This is a genomic window from Flavobacterium tegetincola DSM 22377 (assembly GCF_000425485.1).
Classification (GTDB): domain Bacteria; phylum Bacteroidota; class Bacteroidia; order Flavobacteriales; family Flavobacteriaceae; genus Flavobacterium; species Flavobacterium tegetincola.
Genome location: NZ_AUDN01000015.1, coordinates 45622 through 67097 on the forward strand (window position 1 = coordinate 45622; position 21476 = coordinate 67097).

The 21476-nt window shown below is 34.0% G+C and carries 21 protein-coding genes, 1 other RNA gene and 1 pseudogene; 12 read left to right on the forward strand and 11 right to left on the reverse strand.

Annotated elements, in window-relative coordinates; genetic code table 11:
- Nucleotides 1–121 precede the first annotated feature (121 nt).
- The gene (locus H602_RS20075) at nt 122–292 is read right to left on the reverse strand and encodes a hypothetical protein (protein ID WP_169516016.1); all 171 of its coding nucleotides are present in this window, start codon (nt 290–292) and stop codon (nt 122–124) included.
- Between the two features lie 228 nt (nt 293–520).
- On the opposite strand from H602_RS20075, the gene pyrR reads away from it, so the two are divergent.
- From pyrR to H602_RS0103155, 8 genes are all read left to right on the forward strand, one after another.
- Nucleotides 521–1060, forward strand: a complete 540-nt coding sequence (pyrR, locus tag H602_RS0103120) for a bifunctional pyr operon transcriptional regulator/uracil phosphoribosyltransferase PyrR (RefSeq protein WP_026976699.1) — start codon at nt 521–523, stop codon at nt 1058–1060.
- Nucleotides 1061–1102: 42 nt separating this feature from the next.
- Nucleotides 1103–2029 (forward strand): aspartate carbamoyltransferase catalytic subunit, encoded by a 927-nt coding sequence (locus tag H602_RS0103125; protein WP_026976700.1) that lies wholly within the window; start codon nt 1103–1105, stop codon nt 2027–2029.
- Nucleotides 2030–2078: 49 nt separating this feature from the next.
- Complete coding sequence (locus H602_RS0103130) at nt 2079–2411, forward strand: hypothetical protein (protein WP_026976701.1); 333 nt, start codon at nt 2079–2081, stop codon at nt 2409–2411.
- Between the two features lie 27 nt (nt 2412–2438).
- Nucleotides 2439–3347 (forward strand): ribonuclease Z, encoded by a 909-nt coding sequence (locus H602_RS0103135; RefSeq protein WP_026976702.1) that lies wholly within the window; start codon nt 2439–2441, stop codon nt 3345–3347.
- Nucleotides 3348–3446: 99 nt separating this feature from the next.
- Nucleotides 3447–4088, forward strand: coding sequence for a pyridoxamine 5'-phosphate oxidase (gene pdxH, locus H602_RS0103140; RefSeq protein ID WP_026976703.1), 642 nt, complete (start codon nt 3447–3449; stop codon nt 4086–4088).
- Nucleotides 4089–4175: 87 nt separating this feature from the next.
- Nucleotides 4176–4661: a SixA phosphatase family protein gene (locus tag H602_RS0103145; RefSeq protein ID WP_026976704.1), complete on the forward strand. Its 486-nt coding sequence runs from the start codon at nt 4176–4178 to the stop codon at nt 4659–4661.
- A 1-nt stretch (nt 4662) separates the two neighbouring features.
- Nucleotides 4663–6774: a polyphosphate kinase 1 gene (ppk1, locus tag H602_RS0103150; RefSeq protein ID WP_026976705.1), complete on the forward strand. Its 2112-nt coding sequence runs from the start codon at nt 4663–4665 to the stop codon at nt 6772–6774.
- 19 nt (nt 6775–6793) lie between these two features.
- Nucleotides 6794–7684 carry a Ppx/GppA phosphatase family protein gene (locus H602_RS0103155; RefSeq protein WP_026976706.1) on the forward strand — a complete coding sequence of 297 codons (891 nt, stop codon included), beginning with the start codon at nt 6794–6796 and terminating at the stop codon, nt 7682–7684.
- Here the strand turns inward: H602_RS0103155 and H602_RS0103160 are convergent.
- The 6 genes and pseudogenes from H602_RS0103160 to H602_RS0103185 form a co-directional block, all read right to left on the reverse strand.
- On the reverse strand, nt 7681–8193 hold the full coding sequence (locus tag H602_RS0103160) for a DNA polymerase III subunit gamma/tau (RefSeq protein ID WP_245574905.1): 513 nt from the start codon (nt 8191–8193) through the stop codon (nt 7681–7683). The two genes, H602_RS0103155 and H602_RS0103160, sit on opposite strands and share 4 nt — an antisense overlap.
- A 119-nt stretch (nt 8194–8312) precedes the next feature.
- Complete coding sequence (gene dnaX, locus H602_RS0103165; RefSeq protein WP_026976708.1) at nt 8313–9398, reverse strand: DNA polymerase III subunit gamma/tau; 1086 nt, start codon at nt 9396–9398, stop codon at nt 8313–8315.
- Nucleotides 9399–9655: 257 nt separating this feature from the next.
- Nucleotides 9656–10282, reverse strand: coding sequence for a hypothetical protein (locus H602_RS0103170; protein ID WP_026976709.1), 627 nt, complete (start codon nt 10280–10282; stop codon nt 9656–9658).
- A gap of 281 nt (nt 10283–10563) precedes the next feature.
- Nucleotides 10564–10847: pseudogene (locus H602_RS18085) on the reverse strand (HigA family addiction module antitoxin).
- Between the two features lie 162 nt (nt 10848–11009).
- Complete coding sequence (locus H602_RS0103180) at nt 11010–12083, reverse strand: DNA topoisomerase IB (protein ID WP_026976710.1); 1074 nt, start codon at nt 12081–12083, stop codon at nt 11010–11012.
- Nucleotides 12084–12089: 6 nt separating this feature from the next.
- Entirely contained in the window at nt 12090–12410 is a 321-nt protein-coding gene (locus H602_RS0103185) for a hypothetical protein (protein WP_026976711.1), read from the reverse strand.
- A 132-nt stretch (nt 12411–12542) separates the two neighbouring features.
- On the opposite strand from H602_RS0103185, the gene rnpB reads away from it, so the two are divergent.
- Nucleotides 12543–12866, forward strand: an RNA gene (gene rnpB, locus H602_RS19265) — RNase P RNA component class A.
- Between the two features lie 175 nt (nt 12867–13041).
- Here the strand turns inward: rnpB and H602_RS0103190 are convergent.
- Together H602_RS0103190 and H602_RS0103195 are read right to left on the reverse strand one after the other, a co-directional pair.
- On the reverse strand, nt 13042–13740 hold the full coding sequence (locus tag H602_RS0103190) for a response regulator transcription factor (protein ID WP_026976712.1): 699 nt from the start codon (nt 13738–13740) through the stop codon (nt 13042–13044).
- A gap of 1 nt (nt 13741) precedes the next feature.
- A complete protein-coding gene (locus H602_RS0103195; protein WP_026976713.1) occupies nt 13742–15112 on the reverse strand; it encodes a sensor histidine kinase in 1371 nt (456 codons plus the stop codon).
- 124 nt (nt 15113–15236) lie between these two features.
- Here H602_RS0103195 and H602_RS18090 point away from each other — a divergent pair, with 124 nt between their 5' ends.
- Together H602_RS18090 and H602_RS0103205 are read left to right on the forward strand one after the other, a co-directional pair.
- Nucleotides 15237–16235, forward strand: coding sequence for a dienelactone hydrolase family protein (locus tag H602_RS18090; protein ID WP_051224128.1), 999 nt, complete (start codon nt 15237–15239; stop codon nt 16233–16235).
- Nucleotide 16236: 1 nt separating this feature from the next.
- Nucleotides 16237–18321 (forward strand): outer membrane beta-barrel protein, encoded by a 2085-nt coding sequence (locus tag H602_RS0103205; RefSeq protein ID WP_026976714.1) that lies wholly within the window; start codon nt 16237–16239, stop codon nt 18319–18321.
- 72 nt (nt 18322–18393) lie between these two features.
- Here H602_RS0103205 and rsmD read toward each other — a convergent pair whose 3' ends face one another.
- On the reverse strand, nt 18394–18975 hold the full coding sequence (rsmD, locus tag H602_RS0103210) for a 16S rRNA (guanine(966)-N(2))-methyltransferase RsmD (RefSeq protein ID WP_026976715.1): 582 nt from the start codon (nt 18973–18975) through the stop codon (nt 18394–18396).
- Nucleotides 18972–19784: a DUF3822 family protein gene (locus H602_RS0103215; RefSeq protein WP_026976716.1), complete on the reverse strand. Its 813-nt coding sequence runs from the start codon at nt 19782–19784 to the stop codon at nt 18972–18974. Before H602_RS0103215 ends, rsmD begins: the two co-directional genes overlap by 4 nt.
- Before the next feature lie 212 nt (nt 19785–19996).
- On the opposite strand from H602_RS0103215, the gene H602_RS0103220 reads away from it, so the two are divergent.
- A complete protein-coding gene (locus H602_RS0103220; RefSeq protein ID WP_026976717.1) occupies nt 19997–21424 on the forward strand; it encodes an ATP-dependent DNA helicase in 1428 nt (475 codons plus the stop codon).
- The last annotated feature ends 52 nt before the right edge of the window (nt 21425–21476 follow it).

Sequence of the window (21476 nt, forward strand, 5' to 3'; positions counted from 1 at the left end):
AAAGTGTTTGACCTTTTACTTTGGCACAAATCACACAGAAGAGTATCAAATTAAATTCAAAACTTGTGTCTACTTGCGTAATTTGTGGTAAAAGATTAAAAAAGATGTCTGCTGGTTCAATTTATTTTTTTGTCAATTTTGCAAAAATGTAAATGATCACGGCAATGATGGCAATGACAATAAAAATTCCAACTCCCATTCCAAGTTTAAAAATTCCTCCAACAACTTCGCAACTTTGTAAACTGATTAACATCAATAGGAACAGACTGATTCGAGTTATATACTTTTTCATAATAATTGTTTTTAGTTAGTGTATTTAATTGTTTCGCTTGACGCAAAGTGGTGCAAATGCATCAAAATTTTATTCACAAAATCTTTGGTATCAAACAATACTTCAAATTTCAGGTTTTTGAATCTCTTATTTATTACAACATTTTGAGATAAAGTTTCAGATTCTTTGACCAGAGGTTTACCAACTCTAAAAAAAGGACTACTTTTACACACCAAACACCACAGCATTATGAGTCAAAAAATATTGCTTACTTCGAAGGAAATCGCAATTATTCTGCATCGTTTGGCCTGTCAATTGATCGAAAAACACCTTGATTTTTCAAATACAATTTTGATAGGAATCCAACCGCGAGGTACATTTTTAGCCGAAAGGCTGAAGACCTTATTGGAAAGCGATTACCAAATTAAAGACGTCGCTTTAGGCTATTTAGACATCACCTTTTTTAGAGATGACTTTCGTCGAACAGATAAACTTTTGGAAGCCAATCAAACTAAAATTGATTTTTTAGTAGAAGGCAAAAACGTGATTTTTATTGACGACGTTTTATATACCGGGCGAAGTATTCGATCGGCATTGACTGCGATTCAGTCTTTTGGACGCCCTTCGGAAATTGAACTTTTGGTTTTAATTGACAGACGTTTTAGTCGACATTTGCCAATTCAGCCGGACTACCGAGGCCGTCAAGTAGATGCAATTAATAACGAAAAAGTGATTGTTTCCTGGCAAGAACATGAGAACGAGGACGCCGTTTACTTGGTTACCAATTAAACTCAAAAGGATAAACTGAAACCACTATTCAACCCATAAAAGATGAAAGAATTAAGCGTAAATCATTTATTAGGAATTAAATACATCAATGAAAATGATATCAACCTGATTTTTGAAACTGCCGATCATTTCAAAGAAGTTATCAATCGTCCCATAAAAAAAGTACCATCTTTGCGCGATATTACGATTGCAAATATCTTTTTTGAAAACAGTACGAGAACAAAATTATCGTTCGAATTGGCTCAAAAACGACTTTCAGCTGATGTAATTAGTTTTTCAGCCGCACAATCTTCTGTGAAGAAAGGCGAAACGTTAATTGATACGGTAAATAATATTCTTGCCATGAAAGTGGACATGGTTGTCATGCGGCATTCGCATCCCGGTTCTGCATATTTTTTATCGCAAAATGTAAAAGCAAGTATTATTAACGCTGGTGATGGAGCTCATGAGCATCCTACTCAAGGTTTATTAGACAGTTATTCGATTCGAGAAAAATTAGGCGAAGTTGGTGGTAAAAAAGTCGTGATTGTCGGTGATATTCTACATTCACGGGTGGCACTTTCTAATATTTATGCGTTGCAAATGCAAGGTGCGGAAGTGAAAGTTTGTGGGCCAAAAACATTGATTCCCAAGTATATTGAATCATTAGGTGTGACGGTTGAACCAAATTTGCGAAAAGCATTAGAATGGTGTGATGTAGCAAATATGTTACGCGTTCAAAACGAACGAATGGATATAAACTATTTTCCTTCTACACGAGAATATGCGCAACAATACGGTGTAGATAAAGCACTTTTGGATTCGCTAAGCAAAGAAATTGTTATTATGCATCCAGGTCCAATTAATCGCGGTGTGGAGATTTCTTCCGACGTAGCTGATTCGCAACAGTCTGTTATTTTGAACCAGGTGGAAAATGGAGTTGCCGTGAGAATGGCGGTAATTTATCTATTGGCTTCCAAAATAAAATAAAAAGCAGTACATTTAGATTTCATTTATTTTATTAAAAAATTTTTATCAAATGAAAGTTTCAGCTAAAGGTCATACTACTATTATTAAAGATTCAAAAGATGATTTGGTTGCTTTTGTAGCCAAATTAACTCCTGAAATCAATACATTCAAATCGCAAAATTTACTGATTGATTTGCATCATTATGGAGCAGTAGAAGTTAAAGATATACTTTTATTGCAGCCCATTTCCAAAAGTCATAAAAAGAATAAAAAGTCGTTTGTTATAGTGGTTTCTGCTACTGATTTCAATGCTTTTCCGGATAGTTTTACGGTTGTCCCGTCTGTTTTGGAAGCGCATGATATTATTGAAATGGAAGAAATTGAGCGTGATTTGGGTTTCTAATTTTCTAAATTAATTAAAGAATTTACTTTGAACTTAACTGTATTAGGCTGTTATGCAGCAACTCCAAGAACGATAACCAATCCGACTTCCCAAGTTTTAGAAATGCAAAACCGCTTGTTTCTAATTGATTGTGGCGAAGGTACTCAAGTGCAATTGCGCAAAAATAAGATCAAGTTTTCAAAAATCAATCAGATCTTTATCTCGCATTTGCATGGCGATCACTGCTATGGTTTGATTGGTTTGGTATCTACTTTTATGTCGCTTGGTCGTGTGAACGATTTGCATATTTTTGGGCCAAAAGGAATTAAACAAATCATAAATTTACAATTGCGATTATCCAATTCTTGGACGAGTTATAAGTTGATTTTCCACGAATTGACTTCCACCGAAAGCGAAGTTATATTTGAGGATGATAAAGTTATCGTTTCTACGATTCCGTTAGAACATCGCGTTTATACCAATGGCTTCTTATTTCAAGAGAAAATAGGCGAACGCAAACTGGACATTAATGCGGTTCAAGAATATGAAATTGATAAGTGCTATTTTCAAAATATAAAAAACGGAAAAGACATTACACTTGATGATGGACGAGTAATTGAAAACAGTAAACTTTCCTTTGATGCGGTAGCGCCAAAAAGTTACGCTTTTTGTTCGGATACGGTGTACGACGAAAGTATTGTCCCTTTAATTAAAGAGGTTGATGTTTTGTATCACGAATCTACTTTTTTAGATTCAGAAGAATATTTATCGGGAAAAACAATGCATTGTACTGCCAAACAAGCTGCTAGAATAGCATTGAAAGCAAATGTGGGACAGCTTATTTTAGGACATTATTCAACACGTTATCCGTCAATAGAACTTTTTCGCGAAGAAGCACAAACCATTTTTGAGAATATTTTATTAGCAGATGACGGAAAGTTTTTTGAGTTTGACTAATCTAAAATGAATGTAATAATCGTAATGCATTTTGCCGTTTCACAACCATGCGAGCTTTGCGCTAAAATTTTTTAATGAACGAATAGTATACAAAAGAATATGGAAGATTTAAGCGATTATAGAAAATCATACGATAAAAATGAATTGATTGAAACGCAGATTCCTGAAGATCCGATGGCATTGTTTCAAAAGTGGTTTTATGAAGTAGACAATAGTTCTGAACATGAAACCAACGCGATGACCGTGTCAACTATTGGATTGGACGGTTTTCCCAAAGCCCGCGTAGTTTTGCTCAAGCGATTTAACGAGGATGGATTTATTTTCTATACTAATTATGAATCGGAAAAAGGAAAAGCAATTGCTGCAAATCCTCATATTTGCTTGTCATTTTTCTGGCACGCTCATGAAAGACAAGTTATAATTAAAGGAATTGCCGAAAAAGTAGCGCCAAATATGTCCGACGGTTATTTTGAAAGTAGGCCGGACGGAAGTAAATTGGGTGCATTAGTGTCCAATCAGAGTGAAGTTATAGCCTCGCGAACGGTTTTGGAAGAACGACTTCATGAATTGGAAGCACATTTTGAAGGTAAAGAAATTCCTAGACCCGACTTTTGGGGTGGATTTATAGTAAAACCAGTCTCGATCGAGTTTTGGCAAGGAAGGCCAAACCGCTTGCACGACCGTATCCGATACCACTTACAAGAAGACTACAATTGGAAAGTAGATCGATTGCAACCTTAATTCAAAAAAAATGTTAATTTTTTTGTTTTTTGTTTCAAAATTATTGCTAAATTTAGGTTTCTAATCAATTTTTTAAAGTAAAAACAAATGAAAAACGTAATTTTAATACGGCATGCTAAATCGAGCTGGGATTCGCCTTCCACAGACAAAAAGCGTCCGTTAGCCAACAGAGGTGTGGCTGATGCTCATTTGGTTTCTTCGCACATTGCATCATTTCTGCCCAAAAAGAGTATTATTTGGGGCAGTACAGCAAAAAGGGCGAAAGATACAGCAACTATTTTTTTACAAAATATTACGTATCCACTAGAAAGTATAATTTATAAAGAAGAATTGTATACGTTTGATGTAACTGAATTGGTCAAAGTAATCAAAAGTTGTAATAATAGTTATGATTGTGTTATAATTTTTGGACATAACGAGGCTATTACTGCTTTTGTTAATAAATTTGGCAACATCCTAATAGATAATGTTTCCACATCCGGTTTCGTCTCAATTGATTTTGATGTAGACGCGTGGGAAGCTATTGAAAAGGGACATACTAAAAAAGTAGTTTTCCCAAGAGATTTAAAATAAAATGACAGAGAATAGGTATATAGATAGAGAAAAAAGTTGGTTGTCCTTTAATGCCCGTGTTTTGCAAGAAGCGGGAGATTCGTCGGTTCCGTTATTGGATCGGTTGCGTTTTTTAGGTATTTTCTCTAATAATTTGGACGAGTTTTTCAGAGTACGCTTTGCAGCAATCAGACGATTGAGTTTGTCTGGTGTTTCCGGTGAAAAAATTTTAGGCGGAATTTCTGCTGAAAAATTGTTGAAAGAAATCACTCAAATTGTGATTCAACAGCAATCAGAGAGTTTGCGTATTTTGAGTAATATTGAAAAAGAGCTTGAAAAAGAGAATGTGTTTATCATCAATGAGAAAGAAACTACTGCAGAACAACAGAACTTTATCAAAGATTTTTTCATTCAGAAAGTGAGTCCGGCGTTGGTTACTATTATCTTAAATGATTTAGCTGAATTTCCGATACTAAAAGATACTTCGGGCTATTTAGCGATTAAACTAGTGATGAAGCCAAAAGTCAAATCAGCTTCCATTTTAGATATTGTCAAGACGCCAAAGCAAGAAATTCGTTATGCTATTATTGAAATCCCAAAAACAATTAACCGTTTTGTGGAGTTGCCAAAAGTAGATGATAAGCAATATATTATACTTTTAGACGACGTTATTAGGTATAACTTAAATCCAATTTTCAATATTTTCGATTATGAAAAAGTGGAAGCGCACATGATTAAAATCACCCGTGACGCCCAACTTGAAATTGACAGCGACTTGAGTAAAAGTATGTTGGAAAAAATTGCTACAAGCGTAAAAGACCGCCGTATTGGTGAGCCTGTTCGGTTTGTTTATGATCAGTCCATTGGAAAAGATACGTTGAAATTCTTTTTGTCTAAAATGCACATTGACTCCACAGATAGTATAATTCCTGGAGGAAGATACCACAACCGTCGCGACTATATGGATTTTCCCAACTTGGGTCGTTATGATTTATTATATCAAAATAACGCGCCATTGCCTGTGGAAGGTTTGACTTTGGAAGGAAGCATATTAGAGAAAATTAGAGTAAAGGATTATTTGGTAAATGCACCTTATCAATCATTTGCCTACATCATAAGGTTTTTGCGTGAAGCCGCTTTAGACCCAAAAGTAACGGCAATAAAAATCACGTTATATCGCTTGGCGAAAAATTCTCAAATCATTAGTTCGTTAATAAATGCGGCAAAGAATGGTAAGAAAGTAACCGTTCAAATTGAATTGCAAGCACGTTTTGATGAAGCAAGTAATATTTATTATGCGGAACAAATGCAGATGGAAGGCATTGAACTTATTTTTGGAATTAAAGGTTTAAAAGTGCACAGTAAAATTTGTATGATTGAACGTAGCGAAGAAGGAAAAATATACCGATACGGAATCATTTCTACCGGAAATTTTAATGAATCTACCGCAAAAGTGTATACGGATGTAACGCTTTTTACAAGTCACCAACAAATTTTAAAAGACGTTTCTAAAATTTTTGATTTCTTTGATGTCAATTATCGTTTGCACCGTTACAAGCATTTAATTGTATCGCCACATTACACTAGAACTCGTTTCAATCGTTTGATTGACAGAGAAATAATGAATGCGCATTTGGGTAAACCGGCATATATGAAATTGAAAATGAATAGTTTATCCGACTTCAAAATGATTGATAAATTGTATGATGCGAGTCGCGCAGGCGTTAAAATTCAGTTGCAAGTAAGAGGAATTTGCAGTATCATACCAGGAATTCCAGGAATGAGTGAAAATATTGAAGCAATAAGCATCGTGGATAAATATTTGGAACATTCTCGCGTCTATATTTTTGGTAATGATGGAGAAGCGGATGTGTATATTTCGTCAGCCGATTTTATGAACCGTAATCTGGACAGTCGGGTAGAAGTAACTTGCCCTATATATTGCAAAACCATTCAGAAAGAGCTAATTGATAACTTTGATATTGGATGGAAAGGAAACGTAAAGGCACGAATTCATTCTGAAGAGTTAGATAATAAATACCGTCTTCGAGGCAGTAAAGCGGTTTTTAGAGCACAAGCAGAAACGTATAATTATTACCGAGACAAGATAGAAGTCATTGCCGAAAAACTGTAATTAACTATTTACCGAACCTATGTTAACTATTAAAAAATATGCAGCAATTGATATTGGCTCAAATGCCATGCGATTGTTGATTTCAAATATTGTTGAAGAAGAAGGAAAGCCTACGCAATTTAGCAAGAGTTCATTGGTTCGGGTACCGATCCGATTGGGACAGGACGCTTTTACGGTTGGTGAAATTCACGAAGAAACCATCGAACGAATGGTGGATGCGATGAAAGCGTTTAAACTACTGATGAAAGTACATAAAGTAGAAAAATACTTGGCATTTGCTACTTCAGCAATGCGAGAAGCGTACAATGGAAAAGATGTGGTGGAGTTGATAAAGAAAAAAGCCGACATTAAAATTGAAATTATCGATGGAAAAAAAGAAGCTGCAATTATAGCTTCTACGGATTTAAAGTTTCTTTTAAAAACGGATGAAACCTACTTATATGTTGACGTGGGTGGTGGAAGTACTGAATTTTCATTGTTTAATGATGGAAAAATGATTGTTTCTAAATCGTTTAAAGTAGGAACGGTTCGATTATTAAATAATATGGTTCACGACTCCGTTTGGCAAGAAATTGAAAAATGGATCAAAACCAATAGCCAGAAATACGACCAAATTACTCTGATTGGCTCTGGTGGAAATATCAATAAGTTGTTTAAAATGTCGGGTAAATTACAAGAAAAACCGCTTTCTTACATGTATGTCAATTCGCAATATGCCAGTCTAAATGCAATGTCATACGAACAAAGGATTTCAGAATTGGGACTAAATGCAGATAGGGCCGATGTAATTATTCCTGCAGTAAAAGTGTATCTAAATGCTATGAAATGGAGTGGTGCACGAAATATTTATGTGCCTAAAATTGGGCTTTCAGATGGAATTATAAAGGCGATGTATTACGATAAAATTTAAATATGTAAGTCAAACAATTTGCGCAGAATATCTAAATTTGGATTAATTTCGCTCAAACGATTGTAACGATCTTGCGGTGTAAAAGCACGTCTAGAACTAATTTCTTCGTTAACAATTACTTCAATAGTAATATCATGGTTGTGTAATTTTCCTCGTAAAGCACCAGTCAAATCATATTTTACGGTCTCAAATTCCAGTTTTGCACCTTCATTAGGTAACTCGTGAATAATAGTCGTTCCTTCCACTTTTGGGTCATTGAGTAACAGCAAAGCTTCAATGATCTTTTGTCCTTTTTGACCTCTATTTTCAGCAAATTTAGTCCACACCATTAACATATCGGTCTCCGTGAACGGTTCTGTGGGTAAGTCCACATGTTCCTTTTCTGCTCGACTTTTGCTTTTCTCCAGCTCCCGTTTTGCTCGAATACTAGACAGCGATAATGCCGAAACTTTGGGTTGTTGCGGAATGTTTTCAGCTTGTGAAGGAGTAGGTTTAGGTTCAGTAACCATTTCGGTTGAAGCGGTTGGAGTTTCAATTTTTACTTCCTCTTTTGGAGTTTCAACTTGTAAAATTTCAGGTACTTCAACGTCAATATCTAAAACCCGACTAAAGAAATGAGAAGGAGGAATTATATACCCGTCAACTTTTTTTTTTCTCCATCAAAAGTGATAGAGGCCAATTGCATCAAACAAAGTTCAACCAACAGACGTTGATTTTGACTTGTTTTGTACTTCAAATCGCAACTGTTAGCCAAGTCAATTCCTTGCAATAAAAACTCTTGTGAAGCTTTTAAAGATTGAACAGAATAACTTTTTTGTGCTTGTTCGCCAGCTTCAAGAAGTTTTAAAGTTGAAGGAGTTTTAGAAACCAATAAATCTCTAAAGTGAGAAGCCAATCCAGCAATAAAGTGATGTCCGTCAAATCCTTTGGAAAGAATTTCGTTAAATGAAATCAAAACTTCCGGAATGTTATTTTCTAAAATCAAATCAGTGACTTGAATATACGTCTCGTAATCCAAAACATTCAAGTTTTCGGTAACCGCTTGACGCGTCAAATTTTTTCCACAATAGGAAACAACGCGGTCAAAAATTGATAAAGCGTCACGCATTGCACCATCCGCTTTTTGAGCTATAATATGCAAAGCATCGTCTTCATAATCAATTCCTTGACTTTTGGCAACTTCCATCAAATGCTCTTTGGCATCTTTGACAGTAATTCGTTTAAAGTCGAAAATTTGACAACGCGATAAAATCGTAGGAATAATCTTATGCTTTTCCGTAGTTGCTAAAATAAAAATAGCGTGTTTTGGTGGCTCTTCTAATGTTTTCAAAAACGCATTAAAAGCCGCTGATGAAAGCATGTGAACCTCATCAATAACGTAGACTTTATATTGTCCCGTTTGTGGAGGGATGCGAACTTGGTCAATCAAATTCCGAATATCATCCACAGAATTGTTCGAAGCTGCATCTAATTCAAAAACATTAAAAGCAAATTCTTCTGTTGGATCGTCGTAACCGGGTTGATTGATTTTACGTGCTAAAATTCGAGCACAAGTTGTTTTTCCAACACCTCGAGGTCCCGTAAATAAAAGTGCGGAAGCCAAGTGATTAGTTTCTATAGCATTCAATAAAGTATTGGTAATCGCTTGTTGACCCACAACATCTTTAAATGTCTGGGGACGGTATTTACGAGCCGATACTACAAATTCTTCCATAGAAATATTTTCGATAGCAAATATAGTTTATAAAATGGGTATTCTGAAATTATACTTATAATCTTTGATAAATAATATAGTAAATCAATTTGTGAAAAAGTGGTTTAACTTTTATAAATAAAAATTAAACCACCTCATTAAGATACTTGGATGATATGTATTAATTAATACAAAAAAAAGTTAATGTAGCAATAAAAATTAACGTACAAAAAAATCCACTCCAAGTTTTTTCTGACCAATTTTTCATAATTATAAATTTAAAAGTGATTAACAAGACCTAAAACTACAGGTTTAATTTGACACTCGCCACCACAAGATGTAGAAGAGAAATGATATGAACAAGAAGTTCCAGGAGAACTGTGATCTAAACAATCTTTGTAAGATTCTTTACAATTAGTACTTGCTTCATGTTGTTTCCAAGCACAATATGCACCTCCCACTACTATTCCTACTAAAGCTACAATGCATGGAGGACATACAACATTTACTGATAGATTAGCTGGAGCCTCAAATTGATTTCTAGCAATATCTTCACTATCTACAAGGCCGGGAATTGAAATCTTATATGAATAGTCTTCAATGGTATAAATAACATTAGTATTAGAATTTTCTTGTTCAAGATTAATGTGTAAATCATATCCATTATTATTGATATTAGTAATTTGAATATTTTTTGAGTCAATTGTTATTATTTCATCGTAATTCAAACCTTCTCTTACATCCATATCGAAAATCACATAATTATCATCTAGATAGGTTATACCTTCTGCAATATAATCTTTATAATATCTGTAATCATATTCTAAGAATAGTCTATCTTTAACTTCTTTCTTATGCGCATTTTCTTCACTAGCTTGGGAAACGGAGGAATTAAAAATTTTCATCCGAAGTAGTGTTTTCACTGCATGAAGCTAGTGTTAGTCCAAGTCCCAAAATTAATAGAAAAAGATTTCTGAAATTTGTTTTTGAAATTTGTTTTTGAAATTCATTGTTAAATTTTTTGTTAATTAATTTCTCAAATGTATATTATTATTATTATTAGAATATAGTTTAAAAATTTAATTTAACATTTAATTTTTTGAAAAATGTTAAAAGTCATCATCTAGATTAGCAATCAACTTTTTTAAGGTTGCAAATTATAAAATCTTTAAATATAATTTAAACATCATACATCCATTTTATCCCTCTTGACCCTTATGATCAAACTAAACTCTTTGACATTAAGTGAATTCTCCTTTTCAATATCATAATCATCTTGAATTCCTAACCAAAATTTAGCGGAATTTCCAAGATAATGACTCAAACGCAAAGCTGTATCAGCAGTTATTCGTCTATTACCTTCTATAATTTCAGCAACTCTTTTGCTAATCTGTATTGTGTAATTTCTAGAGGAATTAAAAATTCTTCAAGTAGAATTTCTCCGGGCGTTATGTTATTTAGTTTTTCCATAATTATTTATATCAAATCAAATAATTTTAAAAATAACAAATATTTTCGGATTATAGTTCAAAAAAATAGCTCAATGATTTGCAACATATTGATTGTAAATTTTCAAGCAACTTTCTGTGAATTATTTTTTGTAAGCAGAAAAATCTTTGAATTTATTTTAAATCACCCCAAAACTGCAGCAATTTTTTCATGCTCTAATAAGTGCATCAAGATTTTTTCTTCGGGATTTAGGTTTCGGTGTTTCACTGTTTTTGCATCTTTGTACAACCAAATCGAGCCTTTTTCAGCCGCCGCTAAAACAGTAGGATGTACGTAATATTTTTTGCAAACGGCTCGAGTATTACCTAATTTTTGAGCAACTTTATCCAAAACTTCAATTACTTTTTTCTTACATTGTGTTGGGTTTTCAGGCGCTTCATCTTCTAAAAAGTTGCAAAGTGCATGAACGCTTCCCGACCAAACTCGAAAATCTTTCGCCGTAAAATCTTGTTTCGTGACTTCTTGTAAATAAGCATTTACGTCGCTTGAACCTATAGAATGGTGTTTGCCGTCATCATAAAACTGAAACAACTCTTGACCCGGAACTTCTTTGCATTTTTTAACGAGGTTCATCAACTTTCTGTCTTTCAATGCAATTTGATGATGAACCCCTTTTTTGCCTTTAAATGTAAAGGTAACTTCGCTTCCCTGAAATTTTACGTGTTTGTCACGAAGCGTCGTCAATCCAAAAGAACCGTACAGTTTTTTATAGGCTTCGTTACCGATTCTGATGTTTGTGTTTTCAATTAATTTCACGACCAAAGCCACTACTTTTTCGTAAGGAAGTCCACGTTTGTTTAAATCCTTGTCAACTTGCTTTCTGATTTTTGGTAATGCTTTCGCAAAATTACGCAAGCGGTAAAATTTCGATTGATTCCGAATTTTATTCCAATTTTCGTGATAGCGATATTGTTTTCTGCCTTTTGCATCGCTTCCAATAACTTGTAAATGTCCATTGGAATAAGGCGAAATCCAAACGTTTTCCCAAGCCGGCGGAATTACTAATTTATTAATACGTTCAATAATTGCTGCATCTTTTACAATAGTTTGGTTTTCATCCTTAAAAATGAATTTGTCACCTTTCTTAAAGCGGTAAAAACCTTTTTCTGAAAATCCCGCATAACGTAAACCAACAGATTTGGCAGTAATTTTAGTATCACTGCCAATTTTTTCTAATCTATTTTGAAGTTGCTGCATCTAAAATTATTCTTTACTAGCATTATATTCTTGTCGACCTTTAATAAAAAGTTCGTTCAAAACTTGAGCCGCACTATTTTCAGTATAAGCATTCATTCCAGCCACAAAAGTTCCTTTCTCACCGGTAGAAGACTTGATTCCAAAAACAGTTGCCTCATCTCCCGGATCCGTTTCGCCTTCATAACGGTAAATTTCCTCGATAGTAAAATCGGCCGGACTGTTAATTATCTTGTCTTCCTGCAAATTATAATCCACAGAATATCCTTTTTCAGTTAATTCTTCAAGTGCTTTTGAGACCGTTGCGTAATGATACATTTGACGTTCCATAATCGTGTTTTTTTATAAATTATTGGTCTCATAAAATTACCTTTATTGAATGCCATTTTCTTTACAGAATTTAATTTCCGAGTTATAACATTCAACCTTCGTTATATTTTCGCTTTTTAGTTGTAATTTCGCACCGCAGACCGCCTTATCGTCTCGATTTATCGAGGAGGAAAGTCCGGACACCAAAGAGTAGCATAGCGGATAACATCCGTCGGTTCCGATTTATTGGAATTAGGACAAGTGCAACAGAAAGTATGTACAGGTAATGCTGTAGTGAAACCAGGTAAACTCTATGCGGTGAAATTTCAAGTATATCAACATTTAAGGGTCACTCGCCCGTTGTTGAAGGGTAGAAAGATAGAGCTTGTGAGTAATTACAAGCCTAGATAAATGATAAGGTAACGTAGAAGTCAAATTCTATGTGAACAGAACCCGGCTTATAGGTCTGCTTTTTTTTATAATAATCAAAACATTTTTTTGGGAGTGATGCTTGTTCCGATAGCTATCGGAAGGCTATCCGTTCCCGCTTTTTTATTACTGTTAAAAAAAACAATAATAAAAAGAGCTCCACTATTATCCCTCACGCTTCATTCCTGACGCTGAATATTAGTTTTCAGTTAGCAATTCCAAACTATAATTCATAACTCATAATTCTAAACTCCAATCCCAGATTCCGTTTACTTTCAATCAAAATACTAGAATCTTCCTTAAAATACTTTCTTAATCGACTAATAAAAACATCCATACTTCTCCCAGAAAAGAAATCATCTGTATCCCAAATCGCTTTTAAAATCACTTCGCGTTTCAGCAATTGATTTTTATGTTCAAACAAAAAGAGCAGGAGTGAAGCCTCTTTTTCCGTCAACTGTTGAAGTGAATCGGTACTTTTTAACTGCAATCTTTGCGTATCAAACGTAAACATCCCAATTTGAATTTCAGTTTTTTGAGTCGCTATTGAAATTGTTTTTTCGCTTCGTTTCAAAATATTCTGAATTCGCAAAACCAATTCATCCGCTTCAAAAGGTTTCACAATATAATCATCAGCACCCAATTTCAGACCTCTGATTTTATCTTCCTTCAACTTCTTGGCTGTCAAAAATAGGAAAGGAACTTCTGGATTGTGATTGACTATTTTTTCGGCTAAAGTAAAACCGTCCATTTTGGGCATCATTACATCCAAAATGCAACATTGAAAATCTGTTCTTTGAAAGGCAGAAAAAGCTTCTTCGCCATCTTGAACCCAATGTACGTCAAAGTCAAAGAGTTCTAAATATTGCTTTAATACTTGTGCAAAATCGGCATCGTCTTCAGCTAAAAGGATTTTTTTCATCTTAAACGGAAGGAATATTTAAATTAAAAGTCGCCCCTTTTCCTAAATCACTCACAATCTGAATCGTGCCTTTGTGGGCTTTTACAATTTGCTCTACATAATATAAGCCAAGGCCCAAACCTTTGGTAGTGTGAATGTTTCCTTGTTCCACTCGATAGAATTTGTCAAACAACAATGCTTGATTTTTCTTTGAAATTCCAATTCCGTCGTCTTGAATAGCCAGACAGAATTCATTGTTTTTGACTGTACTTGAAACTACAATGTTTTGGCAACCATATTTTACGGCATTTTCTAAAACATTAGTAATTGCCGTTGTCAAATGAAATCGGTCCAAGTTTAAATTCGTTTTTGTTGAACTAAAATTCGTACTAATTGCCACATTTGGAAAAGCAATCTGAAAGTCGGAAATAATGAGGTGCAGAAAATCAGGCATTGCCGTTTTTTCCTTGTGTAAATCAATTTCATTATGACCTAAAGCGTTCGTCATTACTTGGTCAATCAAATGCTGCAAACGATTATTTTGTCTATTAATTGTATCTAATAGTCCATTGAAATGTTTTGGATTTTCAGCAATTTGAGGACGACTCAACAGCTTAGTCGAAACGGATAAAGTTGCCAAAGGCGTTTTCAATTCGTGGGTTATATTATTGATGAAATCCGTTTTGATATCACTGATTTTTTTCTGCTGAATCAAAGATTTCAAAGCAATTACAAATAAAGTAATCAAAACTAAAATAGAACAAACCGCCAACAAAAAAATACCAGCCATTCGTTTCAATACGATTAATTCCCAGTTTTTTATGGAAACATATAAAGTGTCTTCGGTCAATAATTGATAAGTGGAATTATCCGCATTGGGATGTAAAATACCGCTTGTCGTTCCAACGTAATTTCGAACCAAAAAAGCGTTGTCTAGTGAAATCAAATCACCGTATAATTTATTCGCAATTAAAGGTTTTTCAGCAAAAACAGTATCGGATTCGGTGTTGTTGTACAAAACAAATTTATCCAAGACAATAGCAAAATCCATTTGCAAATCCGGGATTTCTTGTTCAAATTGGCGTTGTAGTTTTGCAGTTAATTCACGTTTGAAACTATTCTGCAAAATAGATTGCTTGATGCGTTCTTTTCGGTCGGGATTTAGCAGATAATCTTCGGCAACTTGCTTATAGTACAAATCTTTTTTGACAAACAAAGTCGAATCAATATCGCTGTAATCATTGGTGATTTTAGCAATTTTTTCTTTCACTTCCAGTCGAAACTGCTCTACCTTATATTCATAAGCCGTTTTGACCAAGAAATATTGCATCACAATCAAGCCAACCAAAACAGCCGACGAACCGATAATTAGAAGATTTATTTTTTGCCGCATAACCTTTAAAATACCCGCCAAAAATACATCTTTTCTCCCATAAATCACACATTAACCCTGCATTAACCTACGATTAACTTTCGCAACGACGAAATAGAAGCACATTTGTAATTAAATCAAAACGATGAATCATTTAATCTATATTACTATGTTTTTACTTTCAAAAACCTTCGCCTTCGCTCAAAAAATCCCTGAAGATTTCGGTTACCGTCATATCAAAATGAAGTATCTGGACGACCCAGTTGATATTATTGTGATTTCAAAACCAGGGGAAGAAAAGATTGCCAAACCGCTTTTTTTGTTTTGTCAAGGAAGTATGCCACAACCGGTCGTGAAGTATGATGAAACGGGATTGTACGGAACTTTACCTTTTGACGAAATGCATTTTTTGGATGATTTTCATATTGTGATTATTGGCAAACCGTTTATTCCAATCATTTCTAATGTGAATAAATTAGGTAGAAATTACATGTTTTTGAAAGATATAGAAAAGGAAATTCCACCAAAAGGATATATTGACAGAAACTATTTGGACTATTATGTTTTCAGAAATAACTGGATTTTAAAGCAATTATTTAAAGAACGCTGGGTAAAAATAAACCAACTTTTAGTGGCTGGACATTCGGAAGGAAGTACAATTGCGGTAAAAATGGCTTCCATAAATAAGAAAATCACGCATTTAATTTATTCCGGGGGAAATCCGTACGGACGAATGGCTACTATTTTAGAACAAAGTCGTTCTGAAGAAAAGGACAGTTTGCCTAGAGGCGAAAAAGTGATTGAACGATGGAAAGATATTGTTGAGAATAAAGCTGAAATTCAATACGATGGTGGCGATACTTCGAAGGCAACCTATAGTTTTTCTCTTCCGCAACGTGATAATTTAATGGACTTGAAAATCCCTGTTTTAGTCACTTACGGAACACACGATTGGGGCGTTTCTTTCAATGATTTATTCCAAATTGAAGCCATTCGGGAGCAAAAAAAGAACTTTACTTTTAAAAGTTATGTGGGTTTAGAACACAATTATTTTCCGAAAGATTCAAATGGAATTGTAAATCAGGAAGTTTATAATTGGGATAAAATAGCCGAAGATTGGATGAATTGGTTAAACAATGTATAGGATGAAATACTATGTACATTTACTATTTATTTTGACAGTTTCGAACGGGATGGCACAAACCTCTGAAAAAGATACCATCTATAAAATGGAGGAAGTGCAAATTAAACTTCAACCGAAGACTTTTTCCTACAAAAATGGGAATATTAAAATTGAAGTAGCGAATTCAATTTTAAGTTCAATTTCCAATCCATTGGACTTGCTTTCAAAGTTGCCAAAAGTGCAAATAAGTGCTGATGCTGCAACTATTTCAATAATTGGAAAAGGAAATCCACTTCTTTACTTAGACAATCAAAGAATTGAGATGAACGATTTATTGGCACTTTCAGTATCCGATATTAAATCCATTGAAATTCTAAATAATCCTTCGGCAAAATATGAAGCGGAAGGAAGCGTCGTAATTTTGATTACTAGAAAGTTAAGTGCTAGCGAAGGTTTTCAAACGGTGATTTCTGAAACAGCATCTTTCAAAAAGAAATTCAATAATTTTTTAGGTGTAAATTCTAATTTGAAATTTAGAAGAACAGAATTAAGAGCAAATTTCAATTACAACAAGCTCAATCCTTGGGAAAGTAATGCAAATAAGTACGCGATTCCTGCAAATCAAATAATTTCAGATTACAATGTGGCAGGTTTTACAAAAAGGAATAATTATATTTATGGTGCTGGAATTTATCAAACTTTCAATAATGAAGATTCCTTTTCCTTTTCAATTAATGGAAATTTAAAAGAAGATAGCTTCGATTTTAAAACCAAAACCAATTATCAAATTTTAAATGATTTATCGAAAATTGAAACCGCTGGATTAACAACAGGCAATAGAAATTTCCTCAATGCAATTTCCAATTATAGTAAGAAGTTTAACAATAATTCGAGCTTCTTTGCAGGAATACAATACAGTAGTTTCGTGAATTCATCTGAAATCAGTTCGTCAAATAATTATAATCAGACAACATTTGAGGCTTTTCAAAATGTGAAACAGCATTTCAAAGTGGATGTGTTTTCTGCTCGAATTGATTTTGAGAAAAAGTTTGATAATGAAATGAAACTGGAAGTAGGAGTCGGGCATAATTTTGCAAATGCAACTACAGATTTAATGCTATTTGATTTTCAATCGAATAATGAGGTGAATTCAAAGTATTTATTGAAAGAACAGAATACTTCTGCATACAGCCAAATTTCAGGAAATAGCAAGAAAGTGTCTTGGCTTGTTGGAATTAGAGCAGAAAAAACAAAGGTAAAAGGCAAGTACGACGCTATTTCTTCCAACTTGGTTGACAAAAATTACATCAATCTCTTTCCGAAATTGCAGGCAGAAATTACCATAGATTCCACAAAAGCAATTTCATTTAATTACGCAAAATCGATTGTTAGGCCTAATTATTCTTCTACGGGAAATGGTCAAACGTTTATCAATCCTTATTTTGTATTCTCGAGTAATGTCAATTTGAATCCGACGATTTCAGACGAAGTATTTGCAAATTTTCAGTACAAAAACAAATCAGTAAAACTTACCTATTACAAAAACAAGGACGTCATGAATTATGGTTTTCAGTACAATACAACTGATAAAATAGTATATTACCGTCCTGAAAATTTTGATTTAGAAACAGGCTACAACATTGAATTTACAATTCCGTTCAAGTACCGATTTTGGAGGTCCGACACTGTTTTGAGTGTCAATGTTAGTAAATTTGAAGACGACTCTGCAAATTTTGGAAATGCGAATCCTTACTTGTATTATTATTCAAATCAGACATTTAATTTGAAGAAAGATTGGACAATTTCAATAGGAGGTTGGGGATTGACCAATCGAAGTGAAGGAATTTTTGAGAGAGATGCTATGTTTGTTTTGGACAGCTCAATTTCTAAAAAGTATAAAAATTGGTCGTGTACCTTGAGCTATAACAATATTTTCAATGGAGGCGAATACAGAGAGAAGATTCAAAACAAATTCATTAATTCCCAAGCTACTTTTTTCGTTGACACGTATGAGTTAGCTGTAGCTTTAAAATATACTTTTGGTAAGTTTACAAATTCCACTTTTAAAGAAAGAGCGGTTGATGAAAACGGAAATCGGGTGAGGTAATGACGCTAAATCATTATTAAACGTAAAAGCCACTAATCGAAATTAGTGGCTTTTTTATAATATTATTATTAATTAACCTTCCTCTTCTTCCAAACCATCCACTTCCTCGTCATTTTGATTCAACTCATAGAAGCTAAAAAACGAACCACCATATCCTTTTTGAAAGGAAAAATTATCCAATTCGGTCATTTTTGTGTATTTGGAATGTTCAATAATCATCATTCCATCTTCTTGTAATAATTCGCGTTCAAAAACTATTTTTACAATATTTTCAAATGTTTGTTGGTCAAAACCGTAAGGAGGGTCTGCAAAAATGATGTCGTATGAACTTGTGTTTTTTTCCAAAAACTTCATTACATCACTTTTGATTGCAGTGATGTTAAAGTCAAATTCGTCAGCAGTTTGTTTGATGAATTTTATGCAACCAAAATCGCCATCCACAGAAATTACGTTGTCGCAACCACGGGAAGCAAATTCGTAACTGATGTTTCCAGTTCCGGCAAATAAATCCAACACTTTGAGTCCGCTGAAATTAAAATGATTGTTCAAAACATTAAATAATGCCTCTTTACTCATATCCGTCGTGGGACGGACGGGTAGATTTTTGGGTGGCGAAATGCGTCGTCCTTTGTGTTTTCCTGAAATGATTCTCACGATTGAAAAAGTATAAAATGCTTTAGATTGTCGGCTTTTGTAAAATTATTACGGGTTTGTAGTCCTAAAACGTCCAATAATTGAACATTTCGAACATATTTATAGGCAACTTCAAATAATTCGCTTTCTTCAGAAATAGCTCCTAAAAGATGTAAATGGAATGATTCGGGATTGAGTTGTAATTGTTCGGAAGTAAATAAAAGATAGTAAATGAAATCTTCTTTTGTAGCATAATCAAATGAATTGAAAAGCAGTAATTGTTGGTTTTTCAACACTACAATTTCGAATTTTTCAGTACTAAAATGAACGAAAACTTGTGTCTCTTCCTTGTTTTTTGAAAATGCTAACAAATTTTCCAATAGAATGCTGCTGAAATGTTTGTAATCAAAACTTTCAAATTGGTCTAACAAATAATTGTTCAAATTTACATACGGAACATAAACGTTATTGATTTCTTGGTTTTGAATCGCATCAAAAGTATAAAAATCCGTTTCGAAAACTTTAGTATTGTATTGCAAATAACTAGCTAAATATTCTTCGTCAAACAAAGCTTTTGGCACAAATGTATTCAGATTATTGTCGTGAATAACAACAACTTCATCGTATATTTTAGTCAATTCTTTGTGGTCGAGAAACGCTTTCCAATATAAATCTTCTACTTTGTTATTTCGCTGAAATACGTTAAAAAGTACCTCTTGAAAAGTAAGAATTTCATCATTCAGAGTATCCACCACGCAAAAGCTGAATCCATTCAAGGAAACTTGAAGAACGAGTTTTCGGTAGTTTTTTTCTGTAATATTGAGACTCAATTTGACGGACTTTTATATAGCGCGACAAACTTACGATAATTTTAAAAAAGTGTGATTTGAAAGTTTGAAAAATGTACTTGTCATTCTGAATTTATTTCAGAATCTCACTTTAAACGATTTAGATCCTGAAATAAATTCAGCATGACAAAGTCGGTTTTTTTATGCAGGCTTAAGAAAAACTTTCCGTACTTTGCCTTTCTTGAACTTAAATTATGACTTCCACTCAATTCTATTCTACGCTAAAGCGAAAATTTCCCTTTGTCACAACAACGAAGCAAGATTTGTTTTTCCAACAAATTGCTGTTTTTCTCACCAATGACAAGAAAGATGAAATTTTCGTATTAAAAGGATATGCGGGAACGGGAAAAACCACAGTCATTTCTACGATTGTAAATAATTTAGTGGAACTTAATAAGAAATACGTACTTCTGGCGCCAACAGGTCGTGCCGCAAAGGTAATTGCCAATTATTCCGATAAACCAGCATTTACCATTCATAAGAAAATATATTTCCCAAAGAAAAATAAAGGTGGAGGCGTGACTTTTACCATCATGCCCAACAAGCATAAAAACACGATTTTCATTGTCGATGAAGCGTCGATGATTTCCGATTCGGATTATGAAAATAAAATGTATGCCAATGGTTCGCTGTTGGATGATTTGATGTTTTATATTTATTCAGGAACAAATTGCAAATTGTTGCTTTTGGGAGATACGGCACAATTACCTCCGATAAATAGAGACGAATCGCCCGCTTTAAATACTGATATTTTGCGACTCAATTACGACATGGAAGTCGAGTCGATTGAGTTGGACGAAGTAATGCGACAAGAGGAAAATTCAGGGATTTTATACAATGCAACGGCACTTCGGGAATTGCTGGAAGAACAATTTTTTGAGGAATTCAAGTTTTCACTTCGCGGTTTTAAAGACATCACGCGATTGCAAGACGGTTATGATATTCAAGACGCTATTCAATCGGCTTATAGTAATTACAGTATTGAAGACACCGCTTTTATTGTCCGTTCGAATAAACGTGCTAACGCTTACAACCAACAAATTCGGATGAAAATTCTGGATAAGGAAAGCGAACTTTCTACAGGCGATTTCTTGATGGTGGTAAAAAATAATTATTTCTGGTTGAAAGACAGCGATGAAGCTGGTTTTATTGCCAACGGTGACATCATCGAAGTTCTTGAAATTTTTGGCTTCATGGAATTGTACAGTTTTAAATTTGCCAAAGTAAAAGTCAGAATGGTCGATTATCCAAATCAAATTCCCTTTGAAACCATCGTTTTATTAGATACGACAACAAGCGAAACACCTTCGTTGAGCTACGAAGAATCCAATCGATTGTACCAAGAAGTTTTAGCCGATTACGAAAGTGAAGGAGCTCAATACAAACGTTTGGCAAAAGTAAAAGAAAATGAGTTTTTTAATGCTTTGCAAGTCAAGTTTTCTTATGCTATAACATGTCATAAGTCACAAGGTGGTCAATGGAATACGGTATTTATTGAACAGCCTTATTTGCCAGACGGTATCACACAAGATTATGTGAGATGGCTTTATACGGCAATGACTCGGGCAAAAGATAAGTTGTATTTAATTGGGTTTAAAGATGAGTTTTTCGAGGAGAATTGATTTTAAGTTCTAGAGTAGGTGAGGATAACGTAGCGGACATAAAGACAATATT